The following is a 13481-nucleotide window of genomic DNA, read 5'->3' on the forward strand; positions in this document are numbered from 1 at the left end:
TCATTTTCAGTAAAGAGTCGCAAGGGGGTCTTGAGGGAGACATGGGAGGCCTGTGAAGCGGGTGTGACCGCCGCTGCGGCCGGAGGTGGGCCGCGACCACCGCCAGGGACGGACCGCGACCACCGCCGGAGACCGGCCGCGACTACCGCCGGAGCGACCGCCCGAAGCCCGCGGCCAGAGGCATCCGCAGGCCCAGCGGCGGCGGGGCCGCCAGGGCGTCCTCGACCGGCCGGGAGAAGGTGCGGCCGAAGAGCGAACCCATCACGAAGTCCTCGGCGAGGGCGTGGACTTCGTCCCGGTGCTGGCGCAACGCGTGGCCGTCGGAGTGCACTTCGAACCGGCACACGTCACGGTTCGCCTTCTTCGCCCGCGCCGCGAGCCGGAACGACAGCTCCGGGTCCGTCCGCGCGTCGTTCGTGCCGTGCACCACCAGCACCCGCCGGCCCGCGAGCTGCTTCACCGGTTCGGGGGGCGCCGCCACATCCTCCTCCGGCAGCCAAGGGGCGATCGCCAGCACGGAGTTGACAGCCTCGTGCCCGCCCGCGTGGAGAGCCGCCCGGGCGCCCATGTCGACCCCGGCCAGACAGATCGGGACGTCCCCGTACCGCCGTACGACCTCCTCCGTGGCCCAGTCGGCGTCCCGGGCGAGATGCGCCTCGGTGCCGTTCCAGCCGCGGTAGCGGTAGTGGACGACATGGGTGGCCAGGCCCTCCTCCCGGCCCGCGCGGGACAGTCGGCGGCCGAGGCCCCGGACCGAGGCCGCCGCCAACATGGGGGACGGTCTGCGGGCGGAGGCTTCCTCGCCCCCGGGGAGCAGCAGCACCACCCCGCTCACCGCCGTCGGTTCCGGACCGAGCGCCCGCCCCAGCCGGGCCGTGCGAACCGGCGTCGCTTGCTGTGCCATGACAGAACAGTGTCAGAAGCGTTGGTGTACTCCACCCGTCGGGGCGGTCACCGTTACGTATCGGCGGAGTTGTACAACAGGCGATCTACGCGCGTAGGAGTTAGAGTGCGTGAATGACGAGCCAGAATGACCGGACGGGAACCACCCCGAGCTCGGACCAGATCCGCCGGGCACCCAAGGTTCTGCTGCACGATCACCTCGACGGCGGGCTCCGGCCCGGCACCATCGTCGAGCTCGCCCGGGACACCGGGTACGCCCAACTCCCCGAGACCGACGCCGACAAGCTCGGCATCTGGTTCCGCGAGGCCGCCGACTCCGGTTCGCTGGAACGGTACTTGGAGACCTTCTCGCACACCGTCGGCGTGATGCAGACCCGCGACGCGCTCGTCCGGGTCGCCGCCGAGTGCGCCGAGGACCTCGCCGCCGACGGGGTCGTCTACGCCGAGGTGCGGTACGCCCCGGAACAGCACCTCCAGGGCGGGCTCAGCCTCGAAGAGGTCGTCGAGGCCGTCAACGAGGGCTTCCGGGAAGGCGAGCGGACCGCCCGGGAGAACGGCCGGCGCATCCGCGTCGGCGCCCTGCTCACCGCGATGCGGCACGCGGCCCGCGCCCTGGAGATCGCCGAGCTCGCCAACCGCTACCGCGACCTCGGTGTCGTCGGGTTCGACATCGCCGGTGCCGAGGCCGGCTACCCGCCCACCCGGCACCTCGATGCGTTCGAGTACCTCAAGCGCGAGAACAACCACTTCACCATCCACGCCGGCGAGGCCTTCGGGCTCCCCTCCATCTGGCAGGCCCTCCAGTGGTGCGGCGCCGACCGGCTCGGGCACGGGGTGCGGATCATCGACGACATCCAGGTCCACGAGGACGGCTCGGTCAAGCTCGGCCGGCTCGCCTCCTACGTCCGGGACAAGCGCATCCCGTTGGAGATGTGCCCCAGCTCCAACCTCCAGACCGGCGCCGCCGACTCCTATGCCGAGCACCCCATCGGGCTGCTGCGGCGGCTGCACTTCCGGGCCACCGTGAACACCGACAACCGGCTGATGTCCGGGACCAGTATGAGCCGGGAATTCGAGCACCTGGTCGGGGCATTCGGCTACACGCTCGACGACATGCAGTGGTTCTCCGTCAATGCGATGAAATCAGCGTTCATTCCTTTCGATGAACGACTGGCCATGATCAATGACGTCATCAAGCCCGGATATGCCGAGCTGAAGTCCGAATGGCTGTTCCAGCAGACGGCGTCGACCAGCGGTTCTGTGGCCGAAGAGAGCTGAACGAGGGACGCCTCGTAATACGGAATGCGGACGGGTATTCACAATCCGTCCGCATTTCGATGTTTGCGGCGGATGCCTGTGCGTGTTTACGGTCGTGGACCGCTCACATCACCGTCATCCCATTTCGAGGACGCATTTTCATGAAGCAGTCTGCTGCCAAGACCCTCGGTGTCGCCGCCCTCGGTGCCGCCTTCGCCGCGGCCGGCGCGGGTGCCGCGAACGCCGCTCCGGCCGTTCCGGACGCCTCCTCGGCGCTGGACAGCGTCACCAAGACGCTCCCCGCGGAGAACGTAGCCAAGGCGCTGCCGGGTGCCGGTGACGCGCTGTCGCAGGCGCAGCCGGCCGTCGCCACGAGCCTGGCCGCCGTGACGCCGGCCGCCCAGGGCGCGCTGGCCGACGGCCCGACCAAGCCGGTCGCCGGTCTGCTCGGCGGTCTGCCGGTCGGCAAGGTCCTGCCCGGCGGCAGCGGCACCGGTGTGAACGGCCTCCCGCTCGGCTGACCCCCGGCCCCTTCGCACGCGCCGATGGGGCGCACCCCTTGTACGGGGTGCGCCCCATCGGCGTATGCGCGAGGTGCTTACCAGGCCGCCTGCGTCTTGTTGGCCTTCCCCTCGGAGGGGAACAGGATCCACAGGGCGATGTAGAGCAGGAACTGCGGGCCGGGCAGCAGGCAGGAGACCAGGAAGATCACCCGCATCGTGGTGGCCGAGGTGCCGAAGCGCCGTGCCAGCGCGGCACACACTCCGCCGATCATGCGGCCGTTGGTGGGGCGGGCAAGGCGGGACATTGCGACTCCTTCGTGAGCGTCGTAGGAGGCTGTCTCTCTGACTGCCTCATCTGTCCTCAACGCTACGGAGCCCGAAGGGACAAAGCGTCGCTCTACGGTGCGATCCCGACCCTGGGAAACGTCGGGGTCCGACCCTGAGGGGCGTCGTCCTGGCGGAGGGCGGCCCGTTCCCGGCGTCGGGTGCGGCGGCGGAGCCAGGCTCGGCCGGCGGGGACCAAGGCGGTGTGGGCGAGGGCGACGCCGACGGTGTTCAGGAGCAGGGAGTCGATGTCGACGACCTGACCCGGGACGCTGGTCTGGAGCAGCTCGATGCCCAGGGAGATCAGGGCGCCGGCCGCGACCGTACGGACCAGGGAGCCCAGCGTGGAGGCCCAGAGCCGGCCGTGCAGGGCCGGCAGCAGGACACCCAGGGGGGCCAGCAGCGCCAGGCCCTCGACGATCCGCCGGGCCCCGACCTGCCAGCCGAGCGCCAGGTCGGCGCGGATCCCGGCGAGCGGGGTCAGATTCGGCGGAGTCATCCACGGCACGTCCAGCGGCCGCAGCGTGAGCCAGGCGACGAACGCGAGGTGTGCGACAAGGAGGACACCCCCTGCCACACGGATGCGAATCCCGGCGCTGCCGCCGATGAAGCCTTCACGCTGCACGCCCCCCTAGACGCGGGGTGCGGCGGGATCGGTTCCGGACGGGTCGATGAGGCGTCCGCCACACGGGCGGGTCAGCCGTCGGTGACCTCCGACGACGGCGGCTCGACCCTGTTCGGCTCGGCGCGGACCTCGTCGGTGCACTCGTAGTGGTGCAGCGGGGCGTTGTCCGGGCCGCCGAGGACGACCGAGCCGTCGCCCTCCGCCGCGGCCGAGTCGGAGAACGTGCAGACGATCTGGGCGAGGGAGGACTTGGCGAGGGCGTCCGGCGGGAAACTCAGCCGGAGGGTGTCCTCGGGGTCCTGGGGGCGCGGCCCGGTCACCGTCATGCCGTCCCGCACGGTCGTCTTGTACCCGGCCTCCCGCTCACCGGCCGAGGGCGCCGAGGCGAGCTGGTTCAGCAGCTCCTGCGCCACCAGCACCCGCTGCCGGGAGTCCGCCGTACCGTCCGCCACGCTCACCGTCCGGTCGACGGCCACCAGCGACGAACCGCACAGCAGGAAGACCTGGACCGGCAGACCCCGCGAGGACTGGGTGGAGACGTCCGGCTCGGAGACCGAGCAGTGCACGCGCGAGGGCGCGGGGCCGAAGTCCGTCGGAACCTCGGTGGCCCGGATACCGCACCCGGTGGCCAACGCGGCCAGTGCGGCCAGCACAGGCAGCGCCGGCAGCCGTCGTACGGTCACGGTCTTCACGGCTCGCCGCCCCCGCCCTCGCGTCACGCTCATGTGCTCTGCTTCCCCTCGCCCTCCTGCGCCAGTTCCGAGGCGTCCCTCGGTAGCCGCAGCGTGAACACCGCGCCGCCCTCGGCCAGGTTCGCGGCGGTGATCTCGCCACCGTGGATGTGGGCGTTCTCCAGGGCGATGGAGAGGCCGAGCCCGCTGCCCTCGGAGCGCGGGCGGGACGCGCTCGCCTTGTAGAACCGGTCGAAGACATGCGGCAGGACGTCCTCCGGGATGCCGGGCCCGTGGTCCCGCACCTCGATGACGACCTCCTCGTCCGCCGCGCGCACCGCCACCCGCACCGGCGAACCGCCGTGCTTGAGCGCGTTGCCGATGAGGTTCGCGAGGATCACGTCCAGGCGCCGCGGGTCGAGCCGGGCGTGGATACCTCGCTCGGCGTCCAGGTCGACCGCGTCCAGCCAGGCCCGCGCGTCGATGCACGCGGTGATCTGGTCGGCGACGTCGACGTCGTCCAGGACCAGCCGGGCCGTACCCGCGTCGAAGCGGGTGACCTCCATCAGGTTCTCGACGAGGTCGTTGAGCCGCCGGGTCTCGCTGACCACCAGCCGTACGGCCGGCTCGATCATCGGGTCCATCGACCCGGACTCCGCCTCCAGCTCCTCCTCCAGGATCTCCGTGACAGCGGTGATCGCGGTGAGGGGCGTACGGAGTTCATGGCTCATGTCCGCGACGAACCGCCGGGACGCCTCGTCCCGCCCGGCCATGTCGTCGACCCGTTTCTCCAGGGCCTCCGCGGCGTCGTTGAACGTCCGTGACAGATCGGCGAGTTCATCGGTCCCGGACACCCTCAGCCGGGTGTCCAGCTTGCCCTCGCCGAGCCGGCGGGCGGCGACCCCGAGCCGGTGCACCGGCTTCAGCACGGTCGTCGCGGCGGCCTGCGCGAGCAGCGCCGAGCCGATCAGCGCGAGGCCGGTGGCGATACCGAGCGACCAGGCAAGGGAGTTGAGGTCCTTCGCCTCCGGCTCCAACGACTTGAGCATGTAGCCGGTCGTGCCGCCGTTGATCACCTTGGTGCCGGCCACCAGATAGGGCGTGCCGTCGTCGACGGTCCGCTGCCAGTACAGGTGGTACGCGTACTCGTTGGCGGAGTCGACGTCCTGTTCCTCGTTCACCGCGGCCCGCAGCGACTTGGGCACGTCCTGGAGCGAGAAGCCGTTCAGGGCGCCGGAGTTGGCGTACAGCGCCGCGCCCTCGGAGTCCTTGGACACGAGCAGCACGCTGAAGCGCTGGCTGCTGTTGGCCATCTCCTGGGCGGTGCGCTGGAGTTCGTACTGCTCGGGCAGCTCGGGCAGCAGGCCCGCGTGGTTCTGCATCTCCTGCTGGAAGTCGCGCAGCACCGCGTCCTGGGTGCGGGTGAGCACCGCCTCGCGGTTGAGCCAGTAGGCGATCCCGGACGCGGAGACCGCGGCGGTGAGCGCCACCAGGCCGAAGACCACGACGAGCCTGAGGCGCAGACTGGTGAACCTGAGCCGTGACAGATGTCCCTTGCGAGCCGCGGCCCAGCCGCGGACCCCCCCTTGCGCTTGGGTCACTGAGGCGAGTCCAGCCGGTAGCCGACCCCGCGGACCGTACGGATCAGGGTCGGGGACGACGGCACGTCCTCGACCTTGGCGCGCAGCCGCTGCACACACGCGTCGACGAGCCGGGAGTCACCGAGGTAGTCGTGCTCCCACACCAGCCGCAGCAACTGCTGCCGGGACAGCGCCTGCCCCGGCCGCCGGCTCAGCTCGAGGAGCAACCGCAGCTCGGTCGGCGTGAGCTGGAGATCCTCGCCGTTCTTCGTCACGGTCATGGCGGCGCGGTCGATGACGAGCGAGCCGAAGGTGGCCGCGTCGTTGGCCTCCCGCTCGCCGCGCCGCAGCACGGCCCGGATCCGGGCGTCGAGGACGCGCCCCTGCACGGGTTTGACGACATAGTCGTCGGCACCGGACTCCAGGCCGACCACGACGTCGATGTCGTCACTGCGCGCGGTCAGCAGAATGATCGGCAACTGGTCCGTGCGCCGGATACGCCGGCACACCTCGAACCCGTCGATGCCGGGCAGCATCACATCCAGCACGATCAGGTCCGGCCGCTGCTCACGCAACAGCTTCAGGCCGTCCTCGCCGGTGGCAGCCGTGGCAACCCGGTGACCCTGGCGCGTCAGAGACAGCTCCAGGGCCGTACGGATGGCGTCGTCGTCCTCGATCAGCAACAGGGAAGGCACGGGGCTCATTCTGGCCCATGGCGGGGTCGGGTTTCGACACCTGTACAGGTACGTGCACGTACCGCTGCTCTCTGTGATCGTGCTGTGCGATTCCTGAGGGCGGCCCCTGTGACAGGTCTGTGACAGTCGGCGGACACGGCCATGAAGGTGCGGAGGCAGGATTCTCGGCACAGGCAAGGAAGCGCCGCAGGGACATCGCGGGGACACACCGCCTGAGCAAGCCGAACACCGGAAGTCCACGACGGGGGGCGCGAGATGAACACGCTGCACAGCAACAGCACCAGCGCAGTGATCACGCGTCTGCACGACGTGAACGGGGGCCGGGGTTCCGAGAAGTCCGGCGCCGTGAGCGGGCGGGGGTGCGCTCGCGGCGCTGGGCGTCAGCACACCGCGTACATGACGGTGGTTGACGGTTTCACGGGGGAAACACACGGGGGAGCCGCGTACGGGGAGGGCTCGGGGGAGCGTCGTTCGCTGTCGGAGGCGGAGTTCACCGCCTACGTCCAGGAGCGTCGTGCCTCCCTGTACGCAACCGCCTATCACCTCACCGGTGACCGCTTCGAGGCCGAGGACCTGCTCCAGAGCGCGCTGTTCTCGACGTACAAGGCGTGGGACCGGATCAGTGACAAGGCGGCGGTCGGCGGATACCTCCGTCGCACCATGACCAATCTGCACATCAGCGCGTGGCGCCGCCGCAAGCTGAACGAGTACCCGACCGAGGAACTGCCGGAGACGCCCGGCGACACGGACGCGATGCGCGGCACCGAACTGCGCGCGGTCCTGTGGCAGGCGCTGGCCCGGCTGCCCGAACTCCAGCGCACGATGCTGGTCCTCCGTTACTACGAGGGCCGCACCGACCCGGAGATCGCGGACATCCTCGACATCAGTGTCGGCACGGTGAAGTCCAGCATCTGGCGGTCGCTCCGCCGGCTGCGCGAGGACGAGGTCCTCAGCTTCGGCCGTGACGAGGAGGACGCCTTCGGGGAGCTTGTCGCCTGAGGGTTGTGGGGGGAGCAAGTAGGTAAGTACGGGGGAGCAGTACCGGGGGGTTTCACGGGGGAAGCACCACCACGGGGGAAGCACACGGGGGAGCACCAAAAAGCGGGGCTGGAGGGCCGGGGGGTCCGTCCAGTCCCGCTTTGGTGTGTGGTCAGCGGGCGGCCAGGGGAGCCGCCTCGGCGGGCGTGTCCCCCACGGCGATGCCGTCGGCGGGGTCGACGCCCTCGATCGCGTACGCGCCGGTCGTGCTCCCGGGAACCGTGTCCCCCGGGTGGTTCGGGGTGTCGTCGCACTTCTTGCGGGTCGCGTTCCCCAGCCGCTCGCCGACGGTGAAGACGGACTTCTCGGTGGGCAGATAGCTACGGCCGTCGTAGGTCACCACGCCCGCGCAGGAGTTCGAGCCGTGGCCCTCGCCGCCCGAACCCGAAACCGTGCATCCGGTGGTGGCCAACAGGGCGGCTGCCGTGGCGAGCAGGGCTCGACGTGTGATCGTCATGGCCCTACGACGCCACAGCCACCGGGATCGTTCAGCTCGTCGGCGTCGAAGTCGCCGGGCGGCGGCCGACCGCTGCCGCGGCGAGCCGGCCCAGGGCCTCGTCCTTGGCGCAGGCGTGGGCGCCGAGCGCGGTCTGGCGGGCGATGATCGTGCGTTCCTGGCGCATCAGACGCCAGCCGCGCCGCAGCAGGAACGGCACCGACTTGCGGCCCTCCTTGAGGTCCCGCAGAAAGCGGCGGCGGAAGGTCTGGACGGGGCCGCGGCTCAGGCACAGCGCGTCGGCCAGGACGCCGAGTTCGCGGCAGCGGGTGACGATCTCGGCGGCGAAGATGCCCTCCGCGATGAACAGCGGGGTGCGGCCGATGTCGACGGTCTCCGCGCCGGTGCGGGCGCTGAGCGAGATGTCGTACTGCGGGACGTCCGTGCGGCCCGTGCGGCACAGCTCGGTGATCGCCGCGACGGCGACGTCCGCGTCCCACGACTCGGGGTGGTCCCAGTCGATGTCGGAGCTCCCCGCCACCAGTGGCAGCGTCGGGTCGTCGCCCTCCTTGTAGAAGTCGTCGAGGCGCAGGACCGGAAGGCCGGAACGGGCCGCGAGGAGGGACTTGCCGGAGCCGGAGGGGCCGCAGAGCAGCACGACTCGCGTCGGTATGGACGAAGGGGAACTCACGGGACACCAGTGTGAGGCATTCACCTGTTGTTCATCGACCCCGCGGGTCGGCTTTGAAGCGCGCGTCACACCTCAACTACCCTTCGTGTCGACCCGATTACCGAACGCATGGAGAAGGTGGCAGAAACGATGGCCCGACACGCGACCCCGCAGAACCCGACCGCCCAGCGTGCCCTGGTCGCCCTCGCGACCGCGGGCGTCGCCCTGGGGGCGGGCGCGGCGACGGCCTCCGCGGACACCGACCCGGTTCTCGACGTGATGCGCACCCGCCCCACCTCGCTGGGCAAAATCGACCCGCAGGCCGGCCTCCAGGGCCTGACCACCACCGTCGGCTATGTCACCGGCCCGGTCAGCGGACTCAAGCCCAACCCGCTCGCCGGCACCGGCGTCGACCCCCTCGACAACGGCCTGGGCACCCAGCTCGCCGACTTCCAGCCCCTGGCCACGCAGGCGCTGACCGGCCCGGTGGCGCAGGCCCAGTCCATCGGCAGCATCCCGGTGGTGGGTCAGGCCGCGGGGCTGCTCAACAACCACTGACGGCAAGCGAAGAGCCGCGCCACCCCTGGACGGAGGGGAGGCGCGGCTCTCCGGTCTGCGGTGGCCGTCAGTAGGACGAGCCGGACGCGCCCAGCGAACCCGTCGGGTGCCAGACCGTCTTCGTCTCCAGGAACGCCGTCATGCGGTCGATGCCCGGGTCCGCCGACCAGCCGAGTTCATCCACAGGCTGTGGACGGAGAACCCGCTTCAGGTTGTCGGCCGCCGCGATCTCCAGCTCCTTGGCGAGTACGTCGTCGGCGCCCGCCAGATCGATCGCGTTGACGTCCTGGTGCGCGGCGAGCGGCGTCGCGATCTCCGCGGTCCGGCCGGACAGGACGTTGACCACGCCGCCGGGGACGTCGGACGTCGCCAGTACCTCGCCCAGGGACAGGGCGGGCAGCGGGGACTTCTCGGACGCGATCACGATCGCCGTGTTGCCGGTGGCGATCACCGGGGCGAGGACCGAGACCAGGCCCAGGAACGACGACTCCTGCGGGGCCAGCACGGCCACCACGCCGGTCGGTTCCGGGGTGGAGAGGTTGAAGAAGGGGCCTGCGACCGGGTTGCCGCCGCCGACCACCTGGGCGATCTTGTCGGTCCAGCCCGCGTACCAGACCCAGCGGTCGATGGTGGCGTCCACCTGTGCCGCGGCCTTCGACTTGGACAGGCCCTCCGCGTCGGCCACTTCGCGCGTGAACTGCTCGCGGCGGCCCTCCAGCATCTCGGCGACGCGGTAGAGGATCTGACCCCGGTTGTACGCCGTCGCGCCCGACCAGCCGCCGAACGCCTTGCGCGCGGCGACCACCGCGTCACGGGCGTCCTTGCGGGAGGAGAGCGGCGCGTTGGCCAGCCACTTGCCCTTCGAGTCGGTCACTTCGTACACCCGGCCGCTCTCGGAACGCGGGAACTTCCCGCCGACGTACAGCTTGTAGGTCTTGAAGACCGACAGGCGGGACTCGGCCTTCTCGGTCTTCTCGTTCTTCTCAGACATCGAGGTACGCCTCCAGGCCGTGCCGACCGCCCTCGCGGCCGAAGCCGGACTCCTTGTAGCCGCCGAACGGCGAGGTCGGGTCGAACTTGTTGAACGTGTTGGACCAGATGACGCCCGCGCGCAGCTTGCCCGCGACGGCCAGGATCCGGGAGCCCTTCTCCGTCCAGATGCCCGCCGACAGGCCGTACTGGCTGTTGTTGGCCTTGGCGACGGCCTCGTCGGGCGTGCGGAAGGTCAGCACCGACAGGACCGGGCCGAAGATCTCGTCGCGGGCGATGGTGTGCGCCTGGGTGACGTTGGTGAACAGCGTCGGGGCGAACCAGTAGCCGGAGGAGGGGAGTTCGCAGGCCGGGGACCAGCGCTCGGCGCCCTCCGCCTCGCCCGCCTCGACCAGCGAGGTGATACGGGTGAGCTGTTCCTCGGAGTTGATCGCGCCGATGTCGGTGTTCTTGTCCAGCGGGTCGCCGAGGCGGAGGGTGGAGAGCCTGCGCTTGAGCGAGTCCAGCAGCTCGTCCTGGATCGACTCCTGGACCAGCAGCCGGGAGCCCGCGCAGCAGACCTGGCCCTGGTTGAAGAAGATGCCGGTGACGATGCCCTCGACGGCCTGGTCGATCGGGGCGTCGTCGAAGACGATGTTGGCGCCCTTGCCGCCCAGTTCGAGGGTGACCTTCTTGCGGGTGCCCGCGACCTGTCGGGCGATCGCCTTGCCGACGGCCGTGGAGCCGGTGAAGGCCACCTTGTTCACGTCGGGGTGCTCGACGAGGGCCGCGCCCGTGTCGCCGTAGCCGGGAAGGATGTTGACGACGCCCTTGGGGAGGCCGGCCTGGCGGCAGATGTCCGCGAAGAACAGGGCCGACAGGGGGGTCGTCTCGGCGGGCTTCAGGACCACCGTGTTGCCGGTCGCGAGGGCCGGGGCGATCTTCCACGCCAGCATCAGCAGCGGGAAGTTCCAGGGGATGACCTGGCCGGCCACGCCCAGCGGACGCGGGTTCGCGCCGAAGCCGGCGTGGTCGAGCTTGTCGGCCCAGCCCGCGTAGTAGAAGAAGTGCGCGGCGACTAGGGGGAGATCGGCGTCCCTGGTCTCCTTGATGGGCTTGCCGTTGTCCAGGGTCTCCAGGACCGCCAGTTCGCGGCTGCGCTCCTGGATGATCCGGGCGATCCGGAACAGGTACTTGGCGCGCTCGGAGCCCGGCAGCGCGGACCACTTCTCGAAGGCCTTGCGGGCGGCCCTCACGGCACGGTCGACGTCCGCCTCGCCCGCCTGGGCGATCTCGGAGAGGACCTCCTCGGTGGCGGGGCTGACGGTCTTGAAGACCTTGCCGTCCGCCGCCTCGACGAACTCGCCGTCGATGAACAGCCCGTAGGAGGGCGCGATGTCGACGACCGAGCGGGACTCGGGTGCCGGTGCGTACTCGAATGCAGATGCCATGTGGATCAGTCCACCGTCACGTAGTCGGGGCCGGAGTAACGGCCGGTGGCCAGCTTCTGACGCTGCATCAGCAGGTCGTTCAGGAGCGAGGAGGCGCCGAAGCGGAACCAGTGGTTGTCCAGCCAGTCCTCGCCCGCGGTCTCGTTGACCAGGACCAGGAACTTGATCGCGTCCTTGGTGGTGCGGATGCCGCCGGCCGGCTTCACACCGATCTGGACGCCGGTCTGGGCCCGGAAGTCGCGCACGGCCTCCAGCATGAGCAGGGTGTTCGCGGGGGTCGCGTTCACCGCCACCTTGCCGGTCGACGTCTTGATGAAGTCGGCGCCGGCCAGCATGCCGAGCCAGCTCGCACGCCGGATGTTGTCGTACGTCGAGAGCTCGCCGGTCTCGAAGATGACCTTGAGGCGGGCGCTGGTCCCGCAAGCCTCCTTCACGGCGGTGATCTCGTCGTACACCTTCATGTAGTGGCCCGCGAGGAACGCCCCGCGGTCGATGACCATGTCGATCTCGTCGGCGCCCGCGGCGACGGCGTCGCGCACGTCGGCGAGCTTCACCGCGAGCGCGGCACGTCCCGCCGGGAAGGCGGTGGCGACCGAGGCGACCTTCACCGAGGAGCCGGCGACGGCCTCCTTGGCGGCGGTCACCATGTCGGGATAGACGCAGACCGCGGCCGTCGCCGGGGTCGTACGGTCGGTCGGGTCGGGATGGACCGCCTTGGCGCCGAGCGCCCGGACCTTGCCCGGGGTGTCCGCGCCTTCCAGCGTCGTCAGGTCGACCATCGAGATGGCGAGGTCGATGGCGAACGCCTTGGCGGTCGTCTTGATGGAACGGGTGCCGAGGGAGGCGGCGCGCGCCTCCAGGCCGACCGCGTCGACGCCGGGCAGCCCGTGGAGGAAGCGACGCAGCGTGCTGTCGGACGCGGTGACATCCGTAAGCGGGTGTGCGGGAGATGCAGTGGTGGGCATGGTCACCAGCCGAGCATATCTACGCGCGTAGCGGCTGTACACCCCCGGATGCTCGTCTTCGAGGGCGAGGCCGCACATGAGCGCCGCCGGCGGTGTCGTGGAGAATCGGGACCATGACGACCCCGGACCACGAGTCACCAGCGCCGCAGCCCCCGGCACCCCAGTCCAAGGACCGGATCTACCGGTCGCCCGGCGGTATCGCCGCAGGTGTCCTGCTGCTCGCCATCTCCCTCTGGCTCGGCATCGACGCCCTGGTCCAGGGCGAGGACCGCACCCCGTGGCTGGCGCTCGCCGCGATGATCTTCGCGATCCCGCTGATCGTCGCCTTCACGGTCCGGCCGGCCGTCTACGCGGGCGAGGACCGGCTGCGCGTCCGCAACCCGTTCCGGGTGATCGTGCTGCCCTGGGGTCAGGTCGCCGCGCTGCGGTCCGGTTACTCCAACGAGGTCGTCGCCGAGTCCGGCACCAAGTTCCAGCTCTGGGCCGTTCCGGTCTCGCTGCGCGCCCGCAAGAAGGCCGCGCGCAAGGACGCCCGCGCCGAACGCGGGGGCGGCCCCGGGCTGCGGCTCGGCTTCGGAGGCGGCGGCGCCGCGCCCGCCCCGGACGCCGGACCTGCCCGGGCCGAGGGCGACAAGATCATGGACGACCTGCGCGACCTCCTGGAGACACGGGGCGCGGCGCAGAGCGCGCAGGGCGAGGTGACCGTGCGCTGGGCGTACGAGATCTTCGCGCCGGCCGTCGCGGGGGCGGTACTGCTGGTGATCTTGATCGCAACGGGCTGAGGCGCCTGTCCTTTCACAGCCTCCGGGGCGATGATGCGGCCTCCACCTCGGCGT

At 70.6% G+C, this 13481-nt stretch carries 16 protein-coding genes; 5 read left to right on the top strand and 11 right to left on the bottom strand.

Annotated elements, in window-relative coordinates; genetic code table 11:
- Nucleotides 1-142: 142 nt before the first annotated feature.
- A complete protein-coding gene (locus tag ABKA17_RS01570; RefSeq protein WP_353689963.1) occupies nt 143-904 on the bottom strand; it encodes a prolyl oligopeptidase family serine peptidase in 762 nt (253 codons plus the stop codon).
- A gap of 113 nt (nt 905-1017) precedes the next feature.
- Here ABKA17_RS01570 and ABKA17_RS01575 point away from each other — a divergent pair, with 113 nt between their 5' ends.
- Both ABKA17_RS01575 and ABKA17_RS01580 read left to right on the top strand, forming a co-directional pair.
- Nucleotides 1018-2181 (top strand): adenosine deaminase, encoded by a 1164-nt coding sequence (locus ABKA17_RS01575; RefSeq protein WP_353689964.1) that lies wholly within the window; start codon nt 1018-1020, stop codon nt 2179-2181.
- A 140-nt stretch (nt 2182-2321) separates the two neighbouring features.
- Nucleotides 2322-2681, top strand: coding sequence for an ATP-binding protein (locus ABKA17_RS01580; protein WP_353689965.1), 360 nt, complete (start codon nt 2322-2324; stop codon nt 2679-2681).
- A gap of 77 nt (nt 2682-2758) precedes the next feature.
- Here ABKA17_RS01580 and ABKA17_RS01585 read toward each other — a convergent pair whose 3' ends face one another.
- From ABKA17_RS01585 to afsQ1, 5 genes are all read right to left on the bottom strand, one after another.
- Nucleotides 2759-2968, bottom strand: coding sequence for a PspC domain-containing protein (locus ABKA17_RS01585; protein WP_353689966.1), 210 nt, complete (start codon nt 2966-2968; stop codon nt 2759-2761).
- Between the two features lie 92 nt (nt 2969-3060).
- Complete coding sequence (locus ABKA17_RS01590; protein WP_353689967.1) at nt 3061-3612, bottom strand: VanZ family protein; 552 nt, start codon at nt 3610-3612, stop codon at nt 3061-3063.
- A gap of 71 nt (nt 3613-3683) precedes the next feature.
- A complete protein-coding gene (locus ABKA17_RS01595) occupies nt 3684-4337 on the bottom strand; it encodes a hypothetical protein (RefSeq protein WP_353689968.1) in 654 nt (217 codons plus the stop codon).
- Entirely contained in the window at nt 4334-5884 is a 1551-nt protein-coding gene (locus tag ABKA17_RS01600) for an ATP-binding protein (RefSeq protein WP_353689969.1), read from the bottom strand. The genes ABKA17_RS01595 and ABKA17_RS01600 overlap by 4 nt, the downstream gene beginning before the upstream one ends.
- Nucleotides 5881-6558 carry a two-component system response regulator AfsQ1 gene (gene afsQ1, locus ABKA17_RS01605; RefSeq protein WP_055611283.1) on the bottom strand — a complete coding sequence of 226 codons (678 nt, stop codon included), beginning with the start codon at nt 6556-6558 and terminating at the stop codon, nt 5881-5883. The genes ABKA17_RS01600 and afsQ1 overlap by 4 nt, the downstream gene beginning before the upstream one ends.
- Nucleotides 6559-6813: 255 nt before the next feature.
- On the opposite strand from afsQ1, the gene ABKA17_RS01610 reads away from it, so the two are divergent.
- Nucleotides 6814-7557, top strand: coding sequence for a SigE family RNA polymerase sigma factor (locus ABKA17_RS01610; protein ID WP_353689970.1), 744 nt, complete (start codon nt 6814-6816; stop codon nt 7555-7557).
- 151 nt (nt 7558-7708) lie between these two features.
- Here ABKA17_RS01610 and ABKA17_RS01615 read toward each other — a convergent pair whose 3' ends face one another.
- Together ABKA17_RS01615 and ABKA17_RS01620 are read right to left on the bottom strand one after the other, a co-directional pair.
- Nucleotides 7709-8053, bottom strand: coding sequence for a DUF6281 family protein (locus ABKA17_RS01615; protein ID WP_353689971.1), 345 nt, complete (start codon nt 8051-8053; stop codon nt 7709-7711).
- A 31-nt stretch (nt 8054-8084) separates the two neighbouring features.
- A complete protein-coding gene (locus ABKA17_RS01620; protein WP_353689972.1) occupies nt 8085-8792 on the bottom strand; it encodes a uridine kinase family protein in 708 nt (235 codons plus the stop codon).
- A 60-nt stretch (nt 8793-8852) separates the two neighbouring features.
- Between ABKA17_RS01620 and ABKA17_RS01625 the strand changes: the two genes are divergently transcribed.
- Nucleotides 8853-9260, top strand: coding sequence for a hypothetical protein (locus ABKA17_RS01625; protein ID WP_353689973.1), 408 nt, complete (start codon nt 8853-8855; stop codon nt 9258-9260).
- 67 nt (nt 9261-9327) lie between these two features.
- Here the strand turns inward: ABKA17_RS01625 and ABKA17_RS01630 are convergent, their stop codons facing one another.
- The 3 genes from ABKA17_RS01630 to deoC are packed head-to-tail and all read right to left on the bottom strand — an operon-like array spanning nt 9328 to nt 12651.
- Complete coding sequence (locus tag ABKA17_RS01630; RefSeq protein ID WP_353689974.1) at nt 9328-10251, bottom strand: aldehyde dehydrogenase family protein; 924 nt, start codon at nt 10249-10251, stop codon at nt 9328-9330.
- Nucleotides 10244-11680: an aldehyde dehydrogenase family protein gene (locus ABKA17_RS01635; protein WP_353689975.1), complete on the bottom strand. Its 1437-nt coding sequence runs from the start codon at nt 11678-11680 to the stop codon at nt 10244-10246. The genes ABKA17_RS01630 and ABKA17_RS01635 overlap by 8 nt, the downstream gene beginning before the upstream one ends.
- 5 nt (nt 11681-11685) lie before the next feature.
- Nucleotides 11686-12651: a deoxyribose-phosphate aldolase gene (gene deoC, locus ABKA17_RS01640; protein ID WP_502994093.1), complete on the bottom strand. Its 966-nt coding sequence runs from the start codon at nt 12649-12651 to the stop codon at nt 11686-11688.
- A 107-nt stretch (nt 12652-12758) separates the two neighbouring features.
- Between deoC and ABKA17_RS01645 the strand changes: the two genes are divergently transcribed.
- Entirely contained in the window at nt 12759-13427 is a 669-nt protein-coding gene (locus ABKA17_RS01645; protein ID WP_353689976.1) for a PH domain-containing protein, read from the top strand.
- Nucleotides 13428-13481: the final 54 nt, after the last annotated feature.

The organism is Streptomyces sp. RG80, from assembly GCF_040446465.1.
In the GTDB taxonomy this organism is placed as follows: domain Bacteria; phylum Actinomycetota; class Actinomycetes; order Streptomycetales; family Streptomycetaceae; genus Streptomyces.